The organism is Candidatus Thiothrix putei (assembly GCA_029972225.1).
Classification (GTDB): Bacteria; Pseudomonadota; Gammaproteobacteria; order Thiotrichales; family Thiotrichaceae; genus Thiothrix; species Thiothrix putei.
Genome location: CP124756.1, coordinates 914,706 through 932,534 on the forward strand (window position 1 = coordinate 914,706; position 17,829 = coordinate 932,534).

Consider the following 17,829-nt stretch of genomic DNA (forward strand, 5'->3'; position numbering starts at 1 on the left):
AAACTGTATTGTTGAACGGAGATAAAGTGTTATGGCTACGTTAAGTATCCGCAGTTTGCCCGATGATATTCACGCCGCTTTACGTGTCCGCGCTGCTTTGCGTGGGCGCAGTATGGAAGCGGAAGCCCGCCAAATCTTGATCCAAGTGTGTAAGCCGCCGCCAAAACCAGCCGATTTTGCACAATTACAGCAATGGGTCGATCAGATGTACGGCGATAAAAAGCCCACCCAAGTTGTCGATACATTAATAGCCGAACGCCGTGCGGAGGCAATGCACGAATGATCGTCCTCGATGCTTCGGCGCTATTGGCGTTTATGTTCAAGGAAACGGGGCATGACATCGTCGCGGGTTATTTGGATGATTGCTGCATTTCCAGTGTTACTTTGCTGGAGGTCGCGTCCCGTTTCAGCCGTGATGGTTTGCCTGTCGCCCCTGTGTTGCAATTAATCAGTAGCTTGGGGATAGCCATCATCCCATTTGAGGAAACCCATATTTTACCCGTGGCAATGTTGGCAACAGTGGGTAAGGAATACGGCTTGTCGCAAGCTGACCGCATTTGCCTTGGGCTGGGTCTGTTTCTGGATTTACCCGTGTTGACAGCGGATAAGGTTTGGCAGGATGTGGGGCTGGATATGGAGGTTGTTGTATTCCGCTGATGATGGGATATATGGATTGGGTAGCGGATAACGCAACTTCATTTTGCTGCTGAACTTTTGTTTAGGCGCTAACGTCGAAGCCCTGCAATAAGCAACGAAAATGGATACACCACAATGACTGATTTCCCATCCTTTGGCAGCGTAATTATCGCCAACCGTTTACTGCTTGCCTGCGGCTTACTCCTATCAACACAGAGCGCAATCGCCGAGGGTTTGCCCATCGCCGACGGGCGTTATGCAGGTGGCGAAGTGCTGACCCTTACGCTGGATGAAGGGCAAAAGGGCTTCATTGAAAACCTCAGAAATTGCCATTTGGAAGGTGAATGGGAAACGCCAACGAATACGTCCCCTACGTGTTCCACCTAACCGCCGAACAAGAACAACGGCTGAAGCAGAAAGCGGGCTTCAGCCCCGCCGCCTTCCAGTTATACGAAACGTATCGGGGTGACAAGGATGTTGCCAGCGAATGAGCATCCATAAAGGCATACCGATGAAAAAAATCCTGCTCATCCTCCTGCTGCTGATTATTGGCAGCGGGGCATTATTCCAAATGATTCCTAACACACTGGAAACCGTCATGGATTACGTGAAGCTACAAACCACCAGCAAATTCAGCGTGGCACAACGGCTGGAGCAATTCGGCACGGCTGCGACCAACCGCCTTGCCCCGCATTTCCAGCAAGCAGGCGTGGCATTCCCACCCACCGCGATCACCTTGCTGGCATTCAAAGACAGCAAACGGCTGGAACTCTACGCCCGTGACCCGCAAGGCGCGTGGCAACAGGTACAAACCTACCCCATCCAAGCCGCCAGCGGGGTATTGGGACCGAAGTTGCGCGAAGGCGACCGCCAAGTGCCGGAAGGCATTTACGCCATCGAATCGCTTAACCCCAACAGCCTGTTCCACGTATCGTTACGGCTCAATTACCCCAACGCTTTTGACCGCGAATGGGGGCTGGCTGACGGGCGTGAAAAGCTGGGGTCGGACATTATGATCCACGGCAAAGCCAAATCCATCGGCTGTCTGGCAATGGGCGATGTGGTAGCGGAAGAATTGTTTGCGCTAGTGGCGTGGGTAGGCAAGGAAAACGTGCGCGTGATGATTGCCCCGACCGATTTCCGGTTAGCAGCATCGGCAAACGTACCAACCGCGAACTTGCCCTCGTGGACAGAGGGTCTTTACCAAAACCTGCGTACAGAACTCGCCCAATACCCGTTGGGAAAATGAACCGATGGGACATGACACCTAAGCGATGGTGCGCTCGATATGCATTTCAAATTCCCAGCAGATGAACAACAAACCTTCTCCAAATTGTGCGAATACTGGCGGCAACATGCAGTAGGAATCTCCTTCCTTTAGGGAGGGGAGGATGTCAAAGCGTGAAATAACAGCAGGAAAAAACCCTCTCGAAGCGAGGAGAGGGGCTGTGAGCTAAGAGCTTACTTGTTTTCGCGGCAGTCGATCAGGTTATCCACCACGCTTGGGTCAGCCAATGTGGACGTATCGCCCAAACCATCAACTTCATTCGCAGCAATCTTACGCAGAATCCGGCGCATGATTTTACCGGAACGGGTCTTCGGTAAGCCCGGTGCCCACTGAATCAGGTTAACCTTCGCGATTGGGCCGATTTCTTTACGTACCAAATCGCCCAGTTCTTTCTTCAGCGCATCCGTACCCTCTTCGCCCGCCATCAAGGTGACGTAAGCGTAGATGCCTTGACCGGTCAGCTCGTGCGGGTAGCCAACAACGGCTGCTTCGGCGACTTTCGGGTGCAGTACCAACGCAGATTCGATTTCCGCCGTACCCAGACGATGCCCGGAAACGTTCAAGACGTCATCCACGCGCCCGGTGATCCAGTAGTAGCCGTCTTCGTCACGACGTGCGCCGTCGCCAGTGAAATAGTAACCCGGATACATCGCGAAATAGGTTTCATAGAAACGCTTATGGTCGCCGTAAATGGTGCGCATCATCGAAGGCCAGGGGGCTTTGATACACAGCAAACCTTCTACGCCATTGCCTTCGATTTCCACGCCTTTGTCATCCAGCAGGCACGGTTGTACACCGAAGAATGGGGTAGTCGCAGAACCTGGTTTCAACGCGGTAGCACCCGGTAATGGGGTCAGCATGTGTGCGCCGGTTTCAGTCTGCCACCAGGTATCCACGATCGGGCAACGACCACGACCGACCACACGGTGATACCAGTGCCATGCTTCGGGGTTGATGGGTTCGCCGACCGTACCCAGCAAGCGCAACTTGTCGAGTTTGGCGCGGTTAACCAGCTCTTCACCTTGCCCCATCAACATACGGATAGCAGTTGGCGCGGTGTAGAAAATGGAAACGTCGTGCTTGTCGCACACATCCCAGAAACGCCCCGCATCCGGGTAAGTGGGGATACCTTCAAACATCAGCGTGGTCGCGCCATTGGTCAGCGGGCCGTACACAATGTAAGAGTGACCTGTTACCCAGCCCACGTCAGCCGTACACCAGTAAATTTCGCCGTCTTTGTAGTCGAACACGGTTTTGTGCGTCATGGCCGCTTGCAGCAGGTAGCCGCCCGTGGTGTGCAACGCGCCTTTAGGCTTGCCGGTAGAACCAGACGTGTAAAGGATGAACAATGGGTCATCCGCGTCCATTTCTTCCGGTGGGCAGTTAGCATCAGCAGCAGCAACCGCTTCGTGATACCAAACGTCACGGGTGTCGTTCCATTTTACCGGATCGCCACCGCGTTGTACCACGATGCAAGTGTGAACGGTTGGGCATTGATCCATCGCTTTGTCAGCATTGCCTTTCAATGGCACTTTTTTGCCGCCGCGCATGGATTGGTCAGAGGTAATGACCACGCCGCATTCCGCATCTTGAATCCGGTCACGCAACGCATCCGGTGAGAAACCGCCGAATACGATGGAGTGCATTGCGCCGATACGCGCACACGCCAGCATTGCCACGGCTGCTTCTGGAATCATTGGCAGGTAAATGGATACGCGGTCGCCTTTTTTCACGCCACGACCTTTCAGCACGTTCGCAAATTTAGACACTTCGGTGTGCAGTTCACGGTAAGTGATTTTGCGGTCTTCGTTCGGGCTATCGCCTTCCCAAATGATTGCTACTTGGTCGCCACGGGTGTCGAGGTGACGGTCAAGGCAGTTATAAGAAACGTTGAGTTTGCCGCCGGTGAACCAGTTGATATGCAGGTCATCCGCACCAAAGCTCCAGTCGAGAACCGTGTCCCACTTCTTTGACCAGCTTAAATATTTTTCGGCTTGTTCGCCCCAGAACGCTGACGGATCGTCAACCGATTGCTGGTACATCGTGGCGTATTGTTCGGCATTGACGTTTGCTTGAGCAGCAAATTCGGCAGGTACGGGGAAAATTTTCATTTCTGACATTCTGGAAGACTCCTCATCTCTAGTCGGGTGATTCTGCTGCGGTGTTTAAGTCTAGTGGCTAATGCCTACTTATTATTGGGTCATATCTTTATACAATCTGGTGCAAGTGTCCAGCCGAATGGTAGAAAAAGCCTATAATTGTCAACAATTCAGGTTTTTTCCAAACCATCGCGTATCAATGGCTGCATCGCAGTCAGCAAGCTCTTGAACAGGTTAGTGTTTTGTTGTTCTTCGCCTGCCAGCAATTCTTTCATGTGCTGGCGTTGGGTGGGCATATCGAAACACATGGGGCAGTTTTCCACGATCACCGGCAAGGCGGCTGCTTTGGCAAAATCAGCGGTTTGGCGTTCGCGCACCATCACCAGTGGACGGATGACGCGCAAGTCTCCGGCATCAATGCGGTAATGCGCTTTCATGGTTTTGAGTTTGCCACCGTGGAAGGCTGACATGAGGAAACTTTCTGCCAAATCGTCCAAATGTTGCGCCAGTGCCAAGACGTTATAGCCGTGTTCGCGGGCGGTGCGATACATCAAGCCGCGTTTCATGCGCGAGCAGAAGGCGCAGTAGGAATCGTTATCCATGTGCGTTTCTGCCAGTTGCACAATCGGTTCGCGCACGTAATGGTAGGGAATGCCTAGGCTTTCCATGTACGGAATCAGTGGCGAGGGGTCAAACGTGTCGGCTTGTGGGTCAATCGTGACCGCCGCAAATTCAAATTTGATCGGCGCGTGGCGCTGAAAATGGTTGAGCAAGTGCAGCAAAGCCAGCGAGTCTTTGCCGCCGGATAGCCCCAACAAAATGCGGTCGCCTTCACGGATAAGCTGGTATTCGCCGATGGCTTTGCCGACTTTGCTCAGCAGGGATTTGGGTGGTTTGACAAATTCATTCATGTCAGAAACATAAACGATTGCAAGCAAATATGCTACCGCATTGAGGTATCGTTCTAACGACGACCACGGCCTTTGGCTTTGGGTTTATCGTCGCTTACTTTAAGCGGGTTATCGAGGAAGGTTTTGCCATTCAAACCGCCCATGACTGCACGGGCTTCGTGGCCTTCCATGTCGATCAGGGCGAAGCCTTTGCATTTGCCACTGAAAATATCGCGGGGCATTTCCAGTTTACGAATCGTGCCAAAGGGTTCGATGAGGGCGCGAAGTTCTTTTTCAGTTGCTTGAGGCGCGATATTGCCGATGAAGAGTGTTTTCATGGTGAGATCCCCCGAATGGTAGGGTGAATGAGTAGGCTGGGCAATGCTAGTACCCAATAGGAAACGGGCTGGCTGCTGTTACCCGCGAGAGGTGGAGGCCAGCCCGGTTGCTGAATAAGCGCTAGGCTGAAAGCTTATTGGGGAACGACGTTGGTAGCTTGCGGGCCTTTGTTGCCTTTTTCTACGTTGAAGCTGACGGGTTGACCTTCTGCTAAGGTCTTGAAGCCTGAGCTTTGGATAGCGCTGACGTGAACGAATACGTCTGGGCCGCCGTCGTCTTGAGAAATAAAGCCGAAACCTTTGGTGTCGTTAAACCATTTTACTTTGCCTGTAGCCATGATGAATTTCCTTTAAAAACAGGTGTGAGTGAGTTTGTGCTAACAGGTAACGGGGAAGGTGTTCGTGAAGTAACCGGGAGGAACTGTTGAAACTGCCAGGGTAATCGCTGTAGCTTCTGCCAGAGTAGGCTAATCCCTAGCTGAATACCACTATTATTTTAAATTCCTGCTAGACTGGTTTTCTGGAATTAATGCAGTTAGAGAGGCTTTCATGCAACAAGAAACGATACGCTATGTGTTGGTTTGGTCGGGTTGGGTACGCCTAACCCATGGTCTGATTGCTGCCGGAGTGCTGTTTTTATTGGCGAGTGCGTGGGTATTGCAACAGGGTGTGGTGGATCCTGACTTCTGGCGCGATTGGCACATGATTGTGGGGCAATTGGTGCTGATTACGGTGGTAGGGCGGGTGATTTTGATGTTTTTATTACCCGGTACTGCAAATTGGCGTGCGTTTTTGCCGGATAAGGCGCAATGGGTGGGCATGAAGCAAATGGTGCTGTTTTACCTGAGCTTTGCGCGGTTTCCTCTGCCGAATTGGTATGGGCATAACCCGTTTTGGCGCGTGATCTACCCGCTGTTTTGGTTGGTGTTGCTGGTGTGCGCAGTCACGGGTTTATTTTATAACGCGCCGTATCAATTCTTGGGAATGTCGATGTTTGGGCTGCACGGCGGTTTGGCGAGCCTGATTCTGGGTTTTACGGTGGCGCATGTGGTGGCGGTGGTATTGCATGACCTGAAAGGCAAGGGGGCAAGCATTTCCGGCATGATCAATGGCTACCGTTATTTTCATGTGGATACACCCGCTGCGGGCGTGAAGCCACAACCTGCCACCGGCAAAGCTTCGATCACACATGTGTCGATTGCGAGTATTCAAAAGCCGCCTAAGCCTTAAGTTCCAGCCGTTTGAGCCGCGCTTCTAGGCGATCAGCATCCATCCGCAGCGTATCGACTTCATCCAGATACCTGCGGATTTCGGCTTCAGCGGGCAATAAGCGTGCTTCTTCCTGCAAGTATTCTTGGGTATTCAAACGCATCGCGTGGGCGGAATCGTCCAGCCAGCCTTTACTATCACGTGCCAATTGTCCCATTTGGTGTGCAAGCACATCGCCGACTGCGCGTGACAGCAATTCTTCCCAATCCACGTCGATTTCGCGCAAGATGGCGCTGAAACGGTTGCCCAAGCCCATATCACCGTCGATTTTAATGCCGTTGGCTAACATGGCTTTGCCGGTATCTTCAGCAGCAGATAAGCGCATCAATGCCAGTGCCGAGCCGTGAATGGTGACGTCGGGTTCGGCTTCATACGCGGTGGTGACACGCATGGTGTCAGCCGTGGGCAGAAAATACAGTTTGAGATCAGGGTTGCTGATGTGTAAGCAGATCAGCTTGCCTTGCAAGCTTTGCAACTGTGCCAAGGCGTTACCGTGGCTGGCTTTATCCAATTGCAACCAAGCATTGAAGGCGGTTTCGAGTGTGGCAGTCAGGGCGGTAAATAGCATGGCGTATTCCTCTCAATGATAAATTAGCATAACGTATCTGCGTGGTTATTTGCATCCAAACCGCGTGTTGATGCGTAATAACATCAATTAAGGAGGGATCAGCATGTTAATCAAACGCCCATTCGATCTGACCGACAACGATGTGACCGACTATGCGCTTTACCAGCGGCGGCGGGATTTTCTAAAAACACTAGGAGGAATCGCATTAATCGGCGCAAGTGGCTTCCCCTTGAGCGCTACGGCGAAATCAGCGTTTTCGACCGATGAAGCGCAAACGCCTTTCGACGACATTACCACTTACAACAATTTCTACGAATTTGGCACGGATAAAAGCGACCCTGCCCGTTACGCCAGCATGATGAAAACCTCACCCTGGAGCGTTACCGTCGGTGGCGAATGTGCCAAACCGGGTAAATTTGCCTTAGAAGACATTCTCAAACCTCATAGCAAGGAAGAGCGCATCTACCGCCTGCGCTGTGTGGAAGGTTGGTCGATGGTCATTCCTTGGCTTGGCTTTCCACTGGCGGATTTACTGAAACGCTTTGAACCAACGTCCAAAGCCAAATACGTGAGTTTTGAAACCTTGTTTGACCCGGAACAGATGCCGGGGCAAAAACGCAATGTGCTCGACTGGCCTTACGCGGAAGGCTTGCGCATGGATGAGGCGATGCACCCATTGAGTTTCATCGCAACGGGTTTGTATGGCAAGGATTTATTGAATCAAAATGGCGCACCATTGCGCTTGGTCGTGCCCTGGAAATACGGTTTCAAAAGCATTAAATCCATCGTCAAAATCAGTTTTGTGGAAGAACAGCCGGATACCAGTTGGGGGCGCTCGGCTCCCGGTGAATACGGGTTCTATTCCAATGTGAACCCTGAAGTTGATCACCCGCGCTGGAGTCAGCGTAAAGAGCGTCGTATCGGTGAATTTCGCAAGCGTGAAACGTTAATGTTCAACGGTTATGCGGAACAGGTGGCGAGTTTGTACAGTGGCATGGATTTACGGAAAAACTACTGATGCGTGCGCCAATTCCTATTCAGATTCGTGAGCCGTATTTCACCAAAGTTTTCAAGCCGGTCGTGTTTGCATTGGCATTGCTGCCACTGGCGTTGTTAGGCTGGGGCGTGTGGCAAGACACGCTGGGGGCGAATCCGATTGAAACAGTTACGCGCAGTTTGGGGGAGTGGACGTTACGGTTTTTGCTGTTAACGTTATTGCTCTCGACACTGCGGCGGGCAACAAGCTGGGTTCAAGGGATACGCTTGCGGCGTATGCTCGGCTTGTTTGCCTTTTTTTATGGCGTATTGCATTTGCTGAGTTACTTGTGGCTTGACCAGTTTTTTGATTGGGCGGAAATCTGGTATGACATTGTGGAACGCCCTTTCATTACGGTGGGAATGTTGGCGTTTGTGTTGATGTTGCCGTTGGCGCTGACTTCGTTCAAAGCGGCGATCCGCAAGCTGGGGCGCAACTGGCAACGGCTGCATACACTGATTTACCCGCTGACGGTATTAGGAGTGTTGCATTTTTGGTGGTTGGCAGACAGCAAGGCACGCACGGAAGTGCCGCTGATTTACGCGATATTGTTGGCAATTTTGTTGGGTGAGCGGCTGTGGCGCTGGTTTGTTCCACGCTTTAGTAAGACACCAGTAACTCGTTAATTTCGTTCACTTCCTGCCGAATCCGGCGCATCACCGGCAGTATGCCTAAAAATACCTCGAACAATTTGGCATCCAAATGTGAGCCGGTCATGCTCTCCATGAGTTCCAGTGCTTCGGCTTCGCTGAGCGCTTTTTTGTAAACACGCTCGTGTACCAAGGCATCGTAAATATCAACGATGGCGGTGATACGCGCTGAAACGGGGATTTCTTCACCCATTAGCCCGCGTGGGTAGCCGGAACCGTCCCATTTTTCGTGGTGGCACAGTGCAATATCGGCTGCCATGTCGAGCACTGGGATGTGGGATTCTTGCAGCATTTTTGCGCCAATCTCGGTGTGGCGCTTCATAATGGCGAATTCGGTATCGGTGAGTTTGCCTTTTTTCAGCAAGATGCGGTCGGGAATGCCGATTTTGCCAATGTCGTGCATGGGGGCGGCAATGCGGATGTCGTCAATTTGCTGCGCTTCCCAGCCCAAGGCTTTGCCCATCGCGGCGGCGTATAAACCAATGCGTTTGACGTGTGCACCGGTTTCTTCGTCGCGGTAACTGGTGAGGCTGACCAGTTTGATGGCGATTTCTTCTTCGCGCTGTTTGATTTTGAGGGTACGCTTCTGGACTTCGTTTTCGAGTTTTTCTTGGGTGAGCAAGCCTTCGCGGAGTTGTTGCAGGTGGCTGACTTCTTTGCGGTATTTTTCACCTAGGTTATTGAGCAGTAATACGGCTTGCCCGTCGACCCACAAGGCGTTGGCTTCGATGGCGATTTCATTGCCGAGTTCGTCGGTTTCGACCCACACGCCGGAGGATAGCGGGGTAGCGTTGCGTGCTTGCCAGTGCTGTTCGGCATCGTCAATAAAACAGGTGAGATAGGGAAACGCATCGGTGAGCGCACATTCGGTTGAGACGGATTGACCTAGGAAAAATACCAGCCAGTCGGGGGTGGGGGAAAGTAGCTGAAATGAATCATTGGGGCGTTGGCAGAATACCGCAATGTTCAGCGAAGCACAGATATTGGCGAGCAGCTTATCCATGTTGACCTCCTAATTGTTCGACCAGTTTCAGGAACATGGTTTCAACGCCGATGTTTTGTTTGGCGCTGGTTTCGACGATGGGGTGTCCCAGTTGTTGCAGGTGTTGGTGTTGCGGAGCCTCGAATTGCCAGGTGGATTTTAGGTCGGCTTTGTTGAGGGCAAACACGGCTGGCAAGTCACCGACCGTGGTTTTCACCATGTCATGAATCGAGAGGGCGGTTTCATACGAGTGTGGGCGGGTGGGGTCAATCACGATAATGTAGCCGGACATGCCGCGTAAATAAGCGCTGCGGATACTGGTGAAATCGTCTTCGCCCGCAATGTCCCAAATCATTAGGGAATGCGTGTTGCCGTTGAATTCGATCTGCTTTTTGTCGATTTTGACGCCGACAGTGGTGAGGTATTTGTCACTGAATAGGCTGTCAACGTAACGGCGGATGAGGCTGGTTTTGCCTACCGAGAAGGAACCTAACAGGCATATTTTTTGCTGAATCATGATTCTCTCGCTGGTATTAGTAAAGGCTGACGCGGTAGTGGGTACTGCGTTCGTTTTTTTGCAAATGGCTGGGTAGCCCCGGATGCTGTGCGCCATAAGCGACGAGTATGAACGCTGGGACTCCTGATGCTATCAGGACGGTGCGTAAGTTATCAGCACGTTGTTGGGCAAGTTGACGATTAAGCGTGTCAGTACCGCTATCATCCGCATTGCCGATAATCATGACTTGTGGCGTTTTGCCTATCCGATGTGCTGTTTGCAATAGTTCATTGAGGTGTTTAGTGAGTGCAATAAGGGTGGGGTGTTGCGGGTGAACGTCTGCTGTCGCTTTTTCAAACGGGTAGCGGGCAGTTTCTATCTGTCGGGTGAGCATGGTCAACGTTGCGGTATCGGCGGCGATTTGTTGTGCGCTGCGTTGCTGTTGCTGGGTTTGTTGCTCAAGCAGGGTTTGCAGAGACGTTTGCACGGTGGCGTATTGGGTTTGCTGCTGTGCCAATTGTGCGCGTAATGCTTGCAACGTGGCTTGTTGCGCGTGTTCTGCCTGTGCTTGCTGGTGTGCCAGTGCTGCTTGAGCTTGTTGGTATTGGTAAATCCACCAGCCGAGTGCACCGATGAGGCTGGCGAGTAAGAGGTAAGCCAGCCAAGGCGGGCGCTTTTTGTGCTGTTGTTGTTTTTTGACGAGGCAGTCATTTAATACGTGTGCAATGCCGCTGAAAGCAGTTGCATCACCGTTATACGTTTCGAGTTGCGTGGCGTATTGTTGATGAATCGTTTCGGAGGTTTCAATGAGCATCACCCGCAGCTCGCTAGGAACACTCCCTCTGACGACGGCGGCAAGCACAGCATGTGGCCCGTGTTCCACTAAAACCGTTAATTCGCCGAGCCGTAGGGTGTCGAGCGTGTCGTCGCCGGTGGTGGCGAAGGAGTCTTTGATGAAGTCCTGAATCGCGGTCAACATGCCGGAAATGATTTCAGGGTCTTTGCTGGCGACGTTTTCTGAGACTACATGCTGCAACAGCAAGCCGGTGTCACGGTGAATCAGAAAGACCTGTTCTACCTGATAGACCAAAGTGCGTAGCAGGGCAATTTGGGCATACGATTGCCCGGTGCGCCAAGCATCAAAACGCCAGCGCCAGGAACGTACCGAGAGGCTTTGTTCGAGGAGTTGGTTGAAGTTTTCCAAGGCTTCATTCAGGGCTTGCTGAATGGATTTGCGGATAGCAGGCCCCATCACCGGGTAGAGCACGTCGGCAAAGCGTTTGGGGTCACTGCTGATAGCGTGGCTCATGGCACGTTCAACTGTCGGTGCTAAAACGCTGGATACACCGCCATCGTATGCTTCGCGATGTTGCAGCGCTTCGGCAATGACGCTGGCGACACTGGCGCTGTATGTCGCAGAGTTCTCAAACTGTGCTTTTAATGCCAGCAAGGCATCGTAGTCCTTGCCGAACAGTAGGTGGCGCAATTGTGAAATATCAGGCGTGCCTTGCATGGCTTATGCCTTGTCACCTGCCAATTGATGGCTCACGTTTTCCAACAGGGAAGCCAGCATTTTGCGATCGGCTTTGTCTTGGCGTAATTGTTCAGTGGCCTGTTTGAGTTGAGTGAGCAAATCGTTACGTTGCTCTTCCATGATTTGGCTGAGCAGTTTGGATTCTTCAGTAATGCGTTCGTTGAGTATGGTGTCGCTGCTTTGAAGCTGGCGTTGCAGATTTTCGATGCCTTTGCTGCTGTGTTCAAAATGTTTGCGAGCGGTGGCGGTGTCTGCCATGCGGGCTTTGGCTTCTTGATCCAACAAGTCTTGCAGCATGTGGATTTCGTGGTTGACGCTATCCATGTTTTTGCGCATTTCGTCACGCACGGAATTGGTCCACACTTTGACGAAACGTTCCAGATTGGCGAGGCGTTTTTCGTTTTCACGCGCTTGTTCGCCAAACAGGATATTGCGCACCATGTCGAGATTTTTGTCTTGAACGGGCGGTGCAAAGTCGAGATCTGCTTCTGTTGTTGTCATGGGGATAGCCCTTGTTTTTATTGTTGGGAATGGTGACGACCTTAGCATTCGCGCGATGTGGTCGCCAGTTTTCCTGATATTTGGTTAACTCCCTTAGTATCTGTCACAGAATAACCGTACAACGCTAGGTGCTGTTATTATCGTGTAATCTTGATGTCAAGCAACCACAGGAGTCCGTTGTAGTGGAGAATACCGCTAATGCCAGCAATCACGCCCTCATTCATGACCCGTCAACGTATCTCATTGAAAAAGAGCCGTATTATGTGCCAGTCGGCAATGAGATCACGCTGTTTGAAGCTGCTTACGACAACCATTTGCCCTTGCTCTTGAAAGGCCCGACGGGGTGCGGCAAAACCCGTTTCATGGAATACATGGCGTGGCGGTTGCGCCGCCCGATGATTACGGTGTCGTGTCATGACGATTTGACGACTTCCGATTTGGTGGGGCGTTATTTGGTGAAGAATGGCGAAACGGTGTGGGTCGACGGCCCGTTAACGCGGGCGGTACGTTCCGGCGGTATTTGTTACCTCGATGAAATTGTCGAGGCGCGTAAGGATACGATGGTGGTGATTCACCCACTGGCGGATGATCGGCGCATTATGCCGATTGAAAAGCTGGGGCAATTGTTGGAAGCACCGGACAGTTTTTGTCTGGCAATTTCTTACAACCCCGGCTACCAAAGCGTGTTGAAGGAATTGAAGCAATCCACCCGTCAGCGTTTTGTCGCCATCGAATTCGATTACCCGAAACCGGCATTAGAACGCGAAATCATTATGCACGAGACTGGGCTAGACCCCGCCGTGACCGATAAATTGCTGAAACTCGCCGAAATGACCCGCAACCTGAAAGATAACGGTTTGGAAGAAGGCGCATCCACCCGCTTGTTGGTACACGCGGGCAAGCTGATTTCCAAAGGCGTGGAGCCGCGTGCGGCGTGTCAGGGGGCGATTGCGCTGGCATTGACGGATGACAGTGACATGATTGCGGCGATTAACGAACTGATTGGCGCACTATTCTAGGAGACGGGTTTGAAAGCAACGGAGCAACCCTATGCTTACGCCACTTTGCTGGAGCGGCTTGAGGAATTGTATGAAGTTGAATTTACTTGGCTGAAAGTCGAGCAACTGGTGCAAGGCTTGGTCAATTTGGATCGGAATACGCAAGATTTCATCCTTGGTTGGGCGGAGCGTTTGCTGACCACCAATGTCTACATTAGCCACGAATTTATTATTCGCGTGGTGGAGGCGTTGGATCGCTTGGAACGGCGCGTGATTGAGGCTTGGGCAGTTCACGCGGCAGATACTTTTGACCAGCAGGGGTTGCGCCCGGCCTTGGCGGTGATTCAACAGGTTGATAGCTTTTTGGAAAGCGCTCATGCCCATGCGGAAGGGGTTGCTTTTGATGAGGTTGAGTCGATTTTGTCGACCTTCGTGTGCGGATTGTCGGGGCGGCGGCTGAAATTGGCGCAAGGCGAGTCGGTGTACACCGACAGTGAAACACTGTATTTGCCGAACATTACCGCGAAATTGGTGAGGCTCAATATGCGTTTCAGGGTCTTGTTTTCCCCGGCATTGCAAACGTGCTGGATAGCGGTAAAGTTAGTCATTTCCGATAGCCAAGGAGAGGCTTTATGACCTCGCTCATCAGTATTTCCAGCCTGACCAGTGATGCCGCCTGTTTCGAGCAAGTCCGTTCCGTGCGTTGGCCTAATGGGGTGATTTGTCCGCACTGCGGTTCACAGGACACTATCCGTCGAGGCAAGGATGACACCCAGCAGGAACGCCAGCGTTACCAGTGTAAGGATTGCCAAAAGCGTTTTGATGACCTGACGGGCACGGTGTTTGAAGGCCACCACCAGCCGCTGAAGGTGTGGGTGTTGTGCCTGTACCTGATGTCGTTGAACCTGTCCAACCAACAAATCGCCCGCGAATTGGGGTTGAACAAGGATGATGTTCAGGCGATGACGGAACAGTTACGGCGTGGTGTCGAGAAAAAAACGCCAGTAAACCTGTTTGGGAATGTTGAATTTGATGAGGTTTATGTCAAGGCTGGACACAAGGGAAACCCCGAAGCCGTCGCGGATGCTGGGCGTGAAGGTCGCCGCCGCGCCCTGAAAGGTGCGCCGGGGCGTGGGACACTGGAAAAGGACAAACCACCCATTTTCGGCATGATCCAGCGTTCCGGGGAGGTCGTGATCCGTATGCTGGCGAATGTGAAACAGACGACGATCAAGCCGTTGATTGTGGAAACGGTGGCAGCAGGCACGCTGGTCTACACCGATGAGTACAACATTTACAGCCGATTGGAAGAATGGGGCTATGCCCACAAAACCGTCAACCATGGCGCAGGCGAATATGCCCGTGACGAAGATGGTGACGGTTTCCATGAAGTCCACGTCAATACGATGGAAGGTTTTTGGTCACTGTTACGCTCATGGTTACGACCTCATCGGGGGATCTCACAAGAAAAGCTACCGTGTTACCTTGCATTCTTCGAGTCTCTTCACAACATCAGGAAACGGGGGCAAGCTGCCTTACAGTCCTTGCTTTCGCTGCTGTTGGGATAAGACCCTGAAACGCATATTGAGCCATTGGTGAAATCTAAGGATAATTTCCTGTTGTGCAAGGCGCAGGTGGCGTTTATGTGGGCGCAGACGCGCTTTGGCAGTTTTCGGGTGGATTTTGCGACGGCATTCGCGGATTACCCTGATCGGCAACAGGCGTTGGCGGCGTTTCATGCGTTGGATACCTTGCGTCTGGAAGCGTACATCGAGCGTGAATTGCCGGGCTTGTGGCGTGATATGCAGCACTTGGAAAACTTGTACGATGAAACCTCTTGTCCCTCCCCTGATAAGGGGAGGTTAGGAGGGGTTTCTTTACGCCTGCAATCCCCCAACGCCACTATCAACGACGTATTAGCACTGATTCCAGAGGTATTAGGGCAAAGCTTCCCGCCACGCATTTACCAACCTAGACTTAATCCTGAGGCTGTTACTGCTTGTATGTTGGCGCGGATGGAGCGGGAGAAGATTTTATTGCGGGTGAAACTCGCGGAGTTGGTGAAGGAACACAAGGAAGAAACCCCTCCCGACCTCCCCTTGTCAGGGGAGGAGGAAGAGAAGAAAGAGGTTGCGTCGCCGGAATTTGAGATGCGCGAGGTGCAAGAGGGGCAGGGCATGGAGTTGGTGCTGGATGACAAGCCGATTGCGCCACCGGAAGACGTGAAACAGTTGCTGACCTCGATTATGTTGGATTGGGGGGATGTGCCGCCGGAATTTTTGGTGCCTGCGGGGGATGGGGAATACGATCCGTCGTTGTACCAAAAAGAAGAAAAAGACATTGAGGACGTGTGGAAAGGGATTTACCACGAAGAGGGGGCGTTTTTGTACCGCGAGTGGGATTTTGCCCGCCAGCATTACCGTAAAAACTGGTGTGTATTGCGTGAATTGGAATTGCCCCCCGGCGACCCGGCGTATGTGGACAAGGTGCTGGATAAGTATCAGGGCATGATCAAGCATTTGCGGCGCACCTTCGAGGCGATGCGCGATGAAAACCGGTTGCTGAAACGCCAGTCGCAAGGCGATGACGTGGATATTGATGCGCTGGTGGAAGCACTGGCGGATAGCCGCGACGGTAGCGAAATGAGCGATAAGCTGTTTCAGCACATGCATCGGGCGGATCGCAGCATGGCGGTGATGTTCATGGTCGATATGAGTGGCAGCACCAAAGGCTGGATCAATGATGCCGAGCGTGAAGCCTTGGTGATGTTGTGCGAAGTGCTGGAAAAACTGGGCGACCGTTACGCGATTTATGGCTTTTCGGGGATTGGGCGCAAGCGTTGCGAAATCTACCGCATTAAGGCGTTTGAGGACTCGTATAACAGCGCCACTAAAGCGCGGATTGCGGGGATTGTGCCGAAAGATTACACCCGTTTGGGCGTGGCGATTCGCCATTTGACCGAAAAGCTGAACGCGGTGGAGGCGAAAACCCGCTTGTTGATTACGCTTTCGGATGGCAAGCCGGAAGATTATTTCGACATCTACAATACGCAGTATGGGATTGAGGATACGCGCCAAGCCTTGTTTGAAGCGCGGCGCACGGGGATTCATCCGTTTTGCATCACGATTGATCAGCGCGGCAAGGATTATTTGCCGCACATGTACGGTCACGCCAATTGGGTGGAAATTGATGATGTGAAGAAATTGCCATTGAAGGTGGCGGATATTTACCGGCGGTTAACGTCTTGATTTTGCGTCTCTACAAACACCCCGCTGGTATCTGAATGATCTTGTCTGCCAACATTTGCACGGTGGGATTGTTATTCACAACGATTCCGAAAGGCAGTTCGTGCTGCTCCACAAACTGCCGTAAAGCCGTTAATTGCTTCACTGCCGTTTGCTGTCCTAGCTTGATTTCAATGGGTAAGATACCAAAGCTGCCATCCAGTACCAGATCAACTTCAGCACCATTCTTGGTACGAAAGTAATAATAATCCCAACGAGTGACGCGGGTCGCCTGTATGCCTTTGATGATTTCTTCGGTGACAAAAGCTTCAAAGTTCTGCCCGACCTGTGGGGAGCGCAGCAGGGCTTCGCGGTTTTCGATGCTCGCGAGATAATGCGTCAGGCCGCTGTCACGCAGAATGCCTTTGGGCATTTTCAATGCCGATTTGCTTTTGCTGGTTTCAAACGAGGGGATGGTGCGCCAGATATAGGTTTTGTCAGCAATTTCAATATAGTCGCGGATGGTCACTTCTGACACATCCACCGAACGCCCCAGTTGTGCCTTGTTGATGATCGTGCCAGAGAGCGATGCCAACATACTGATAAAACGCCGGTAACGAATGCTATCCAGACGCGGAAATAGTCGCCGGATGTCACGATTGATGTAGGTCTGGTAGTAGTTTTCCATCCACAGCCCGAAGGCATACGGGTCTTGCGTCAACACAGGTTCAGGATAACCGCCGCGTAAAAACAGCGGAATCACATCCGGGATCGGATTTTCCAGTGTTTTCAGGTAGTCCAGTGTATCGCTCGTCAGCGGCTGCTCAAAAATACGGTAAAATGCTGGCAGTGGCTGTTGGAGAATTTCGTTCATTTTCAGCGTGCCAATTTCCACAATCGCAATTCGACCTGCTAACGAATCACTGGCACGTTGTAACAGCTCCGGTGAACTTGACCCAGTTAGGATGAAACGCCCTTTTTCCTCCCGTTTGGCATCAATCACGCCGCGCAGGTGACGGAACAATTCAGGGTCTTCTTGGGCTTCGTCAATAATGATGTGGCGTGGGTATTCGCGGAAAAAGAAGTCGTAGTCGCGGCTGAGAAAGTCGTGGTCAGCGGCATTTTCCAGATCAAAGTAGCGCCATTCTGGGCGTAGCTGTTGGCTGAGGGTGGTTTTGCCGGTTTGCCGCGCACCAATCAGCAACACCACCGGAAATAGGGTTTGAAACAGTTACCATAAAATCTATCTAAATCTATTCAAGCTTTATCATTTTGGTTAGGTTTATAAAAGCGTAGTGCCGTTTATCCGTAAAAGATAGC

The 17,829-nt window shown here is 52.0% G+C and carries 21 protein-coding genes; 11 read left to right on the plus strand and 10 right to left on the minus strand.

Annotated features, from left to right (window positions below):
- Positions 1-31: 31 nt before the first annotated feature.
- From QJT81_04735 to QJT81_04750, 4 genes are all read left to right on the plus strand, one after another.
- The gene (locus QJT81_04735; GenBank protein ID WGZ95294.1) at positions 32-283 is read left to right on the plus strand and encodes a hypothetical protein; all 252 of its coding nucleotides are present in this window, start codon (positions 32-34) and stop codon (positions 281-283) included.
- Positions 280-657, plus strand: a complete 378-nt coding sequence (locus tag QJT81_04740; GenBank protein ID WGZ95295.1) for a type II toxin-antitoxin system VapC family toxin — start codon at positions 280-282, stop codon at positions 655-657. The genes QJT81_04735 and QJT81_04740 overlap by 4 nt, the downstream gene beginning before the upstream one ends.
- Positions 658-771: 114 nt before the next feature.
- Positions 772-1,023: a hypothetical protein gene (locus QJT81_04745; GenBank protein ID WGZ95296.1), complete on the plus strand. Its 252-nt coding sequence runs from the start codon at positions 772-774 to the stop codon at positions 1,021-1,023.
- Between the two features lie 100 nt (positions 1,024-1,123).
- Positions 1,124-1,885 carry a L,D-transpeptidase family protein gene (locus QJT81_04750; protein ID WGZ95297.1) on the plus strand — a complete coding sequence of 254 codons (762 nt, stop codon included), beginning with the start codon at positions 1,124-1,126 and terminating at the stop codon, positions 1,883-1,885.
- Between the two features lie 212 nt (positions 1,886-2,097).
- On the opposite strand, the gene acs is transcribed toward QJT81_04750, so the two are convergent.
- The 4 genes from acs to QJT81_04770 form a co-directional block, all read right to left on the minus strand.
- Positions 2,098-4,044 carry an acetate--CoA ligase gene (gene acs / locus QJT81_04755; protein WGZ95298.1) on the minus strand — a complete coding sequence of 649 codons (1,947 nt, stop codon included), beginning with the start codon at positions 4,042-4,044 and terminating at the stop codon, positions 2,098-2,100.
- A 149-nt stretch (positions 4,045-4,193) separates the two neighbouring features.
- Positions 4,194-4,934, minus strand: coding sequence for an ATP-binding protein (locus QJT81_04760; GenBank protein ID WGZ95299.1), 741 nt, complete (start codon positions 4,932-4,934; stop codon positions 4,194-4,196).
- Positions 4,935-4,987: 53 nt separating this feature from the next.
- Positions 4,988-5,251 carry an RNA-binding protein gene (locus tag QJT81_04765; GenBank protein WGZ95300.1) on the minus strand — a complete coding sequence of 88 codons (264 nt, stop codon included), beginning with the start codon at positions 5,249-5,251 and terminating at the stop codon, positions 4,988-4,990.
- Positions 5,252-5,385: 134 nt separating this feature from the next.
- The gene (locus QJT81_04770) at positions 5,386-5,589 is read right to left on the minus strand and encodes a cold-shock protein (protein ID WGZ95301.1); all 204 of its coding nucleotides are present in this window, start codon (positions 5,587-5,589) and stop codon (positions 5,386-5,388) included.
- Positions 5,590-5,800: 211 nt separating this feature from the next.
- On the opposite strand from QJT81_04770, the gene QJT81_04775 reads away from it, so the two are divergent.
- Complete coding sequence (locus QJT81_04775; protein WGZ95302.1) at positions 5,801-6,481, plus strand: cytochrome b/b6 domain-containing protein; 681 nt, start codon at positions 5,801-5,803, stop codon at positions 6,479-6,481.
- Here QJT81_04775 and QJT81_04780 read toward each other — a convergent pair.
- Complete coding sequence (locus QJT81_04780; GenBank protein ID WGZ95303.1) at positions 6,471-7,088, minus strand: SCP2 sterol-binding domain-containing protein; 618 nt, start codon at positions 7,086-7,088, stop codon at positions 6,471-6,473. The genes QJT81_04775 and QJT81_04780 overlap by 11 nt on opposite strands.
- A 103-nt stretch (positions 7,089-7,191) precedes the next feature.
- Here QJT81_04780 and msrP point away from each other — a divergent pair, with 103 nt between their 5' ends.
- Together msrP and QJT81_04790 are read left to right on the plus strand one after the other, a co-directional pair.
- Entirely contained in the window at positions 7,192-8,106 is a 915-nt protein-coding gene (msrP, locus tag QJT81_04785; protein WGZ95304.1) for a protein-methionine-sulfoxide reductase catalytic subunit MsrP, read from the plus strand.
- Positions 8,106-8,750: a protein-methionine-sulfoxide reductase heme-binding subunit MsrQ gene (locus QJT81_04790; protein WGZ95305.1), complete on the plus strand. Its 645-nt coding sequence runs from the start codon at positions 8,106-8,108 to the stop codon at positions 8,748-8,750. The genes msrP and QJT81_04790 overlap by 1 nt, the downstream gene beginning before the upstream one ends.
- Here the strand turns inward: QJT81_04790 and QJT81_04795 are convergent.
- The 4 genes from QJT81_04795 to QJT81_04810 are packed head-to-tail and all read right to left on the minus strand — an operon-like array spanning position 8,725 to position 12,287.
- Positions 8,725-9,777 (minus strand): HD domain-containing protein, encoded by a 1,053-nt coding sequence (locus tag QJT81_04795; protein WGZ95306.1) that lies wholly within the window; start codon positions 9,775-9,777, stop codon positions 8,725-8,727. The genes QJT81_04790 and QJT81_04795 overlap by 26 nt on opposite strands.
- The gene (locus QJT81_04800) at positions 9,770-10,273 is read right to left on the minus strand and encodes a Rab family GTPase (GenBank protein ID WGZ95307.1); all 504 of its coding nucleotides are present in this window, start codon (positions 10,271-10,273) and stop codon (positions 9,770-9,772) included. Before QJT81_04800 ends, QJT81_04795 begins: the two co-directional genes overlap by 8 nt.
- A 16-nt stretch (positions 10,274-10,289) precedes the next feature.
- Positions 10,290-11,765 carry an OmpA family protein gene (locus tag QJT81_04805; protein WGZ95308.1) on the minus strand — a complete coding sequence of 492 codons (1,476 nt, stop codon included), beginning with the start codon at positions 11,763-11,765 and terminating at the stop codon, positions 10,290-10,292.
- A 3-nt stretch (positions 11,766-11,768) separates the two neighbouring features.
- Positions 11,769-12,287 (minus strand): hypothetical protein, encoded by a 519-nt coding sequence (locus QJT81_04810; protein WGZ95309.1) that lies wholly within the window; start codon positions 12,285-12,287, stop codon positions 11,769-11,771.
- Positions 12,288-12,469: 182 nt separating this feature from the next.
- Here QJT81_04810 and QJT81_04815 point away from each other — a divergent pair, with 182 nt between their 5' ends.
- Genes QJT81_04815 through QJT81_04830 form a run of 4 tightly spaced genes read left to right on the plus strand, consistent with a single transcriptional unit; the run spans position 12,470 to position 16,533 of the window.
- A complete protein-coding gene (locus QJT81_04815) occupies positions 12,470-13,306 on the plus strand; it encodes a CbbQ/NirQ/NorQ/GpvN family protein (GenBank protein ID WGZ95310.1) in 837 nt (278 codons plus the stop codon).
- A 9-nt stretch (positions 13,307-13,315) separates the two neighbouring features.
- Entirely contained in the window at positions 13,316-13,921 is a 606-nt protein-coding gene (locus tag QJT81_04820; GenBank protein WGZ95311.1) for a hypothetical protein, read from the plus strand.
- Complete coding sequence (locus tag QJT81_04825; GenBank protein ID WGZ95312.1) at positions 13,918-14,853, plus strand: IS1595 family transposase; 936 nt, start codon at positions 13,918-13,920, stop codon at positions 14,851-14,853. The genes QJT81_04820 and QJT81_04825 overlap by 4 nt, the downstream gene beginning before the upstream one ends.
- A 27-nt stretch (positions 14,854-14,880) precedes the next feature.
- On the plus strand, positions 14,881-16,533 hold the full coding sequence (locus QJT81_04830) for a nitric oxide reductase activation protein (protein WGZ95313.1): 1,653 nt from the start codon (positions 14,881-14,883) through the stop codon (positions 16,531-16,533).
- Between the two features lie 10 nt (positions 16,534-16,543).
- On the opposite strand, the gene QJT81_04835 is transcribed toward QJT81_04830, so the two are convergent.
- The gene (locus QJT81_04835) at positions 16,544-17,716 is read right to left on the minus strand and encodes an ATP-binding protein (GenBank protein ID WGZ95314.1); all 1,173 of its coding nucleotides are present in this window, start codon (positions 17,714-17,716) and stop codon (positions 16,544-16,546) included.
- Between the last annotated feature and the right edge of the window lie 113 nt (positions 17,717-17,829).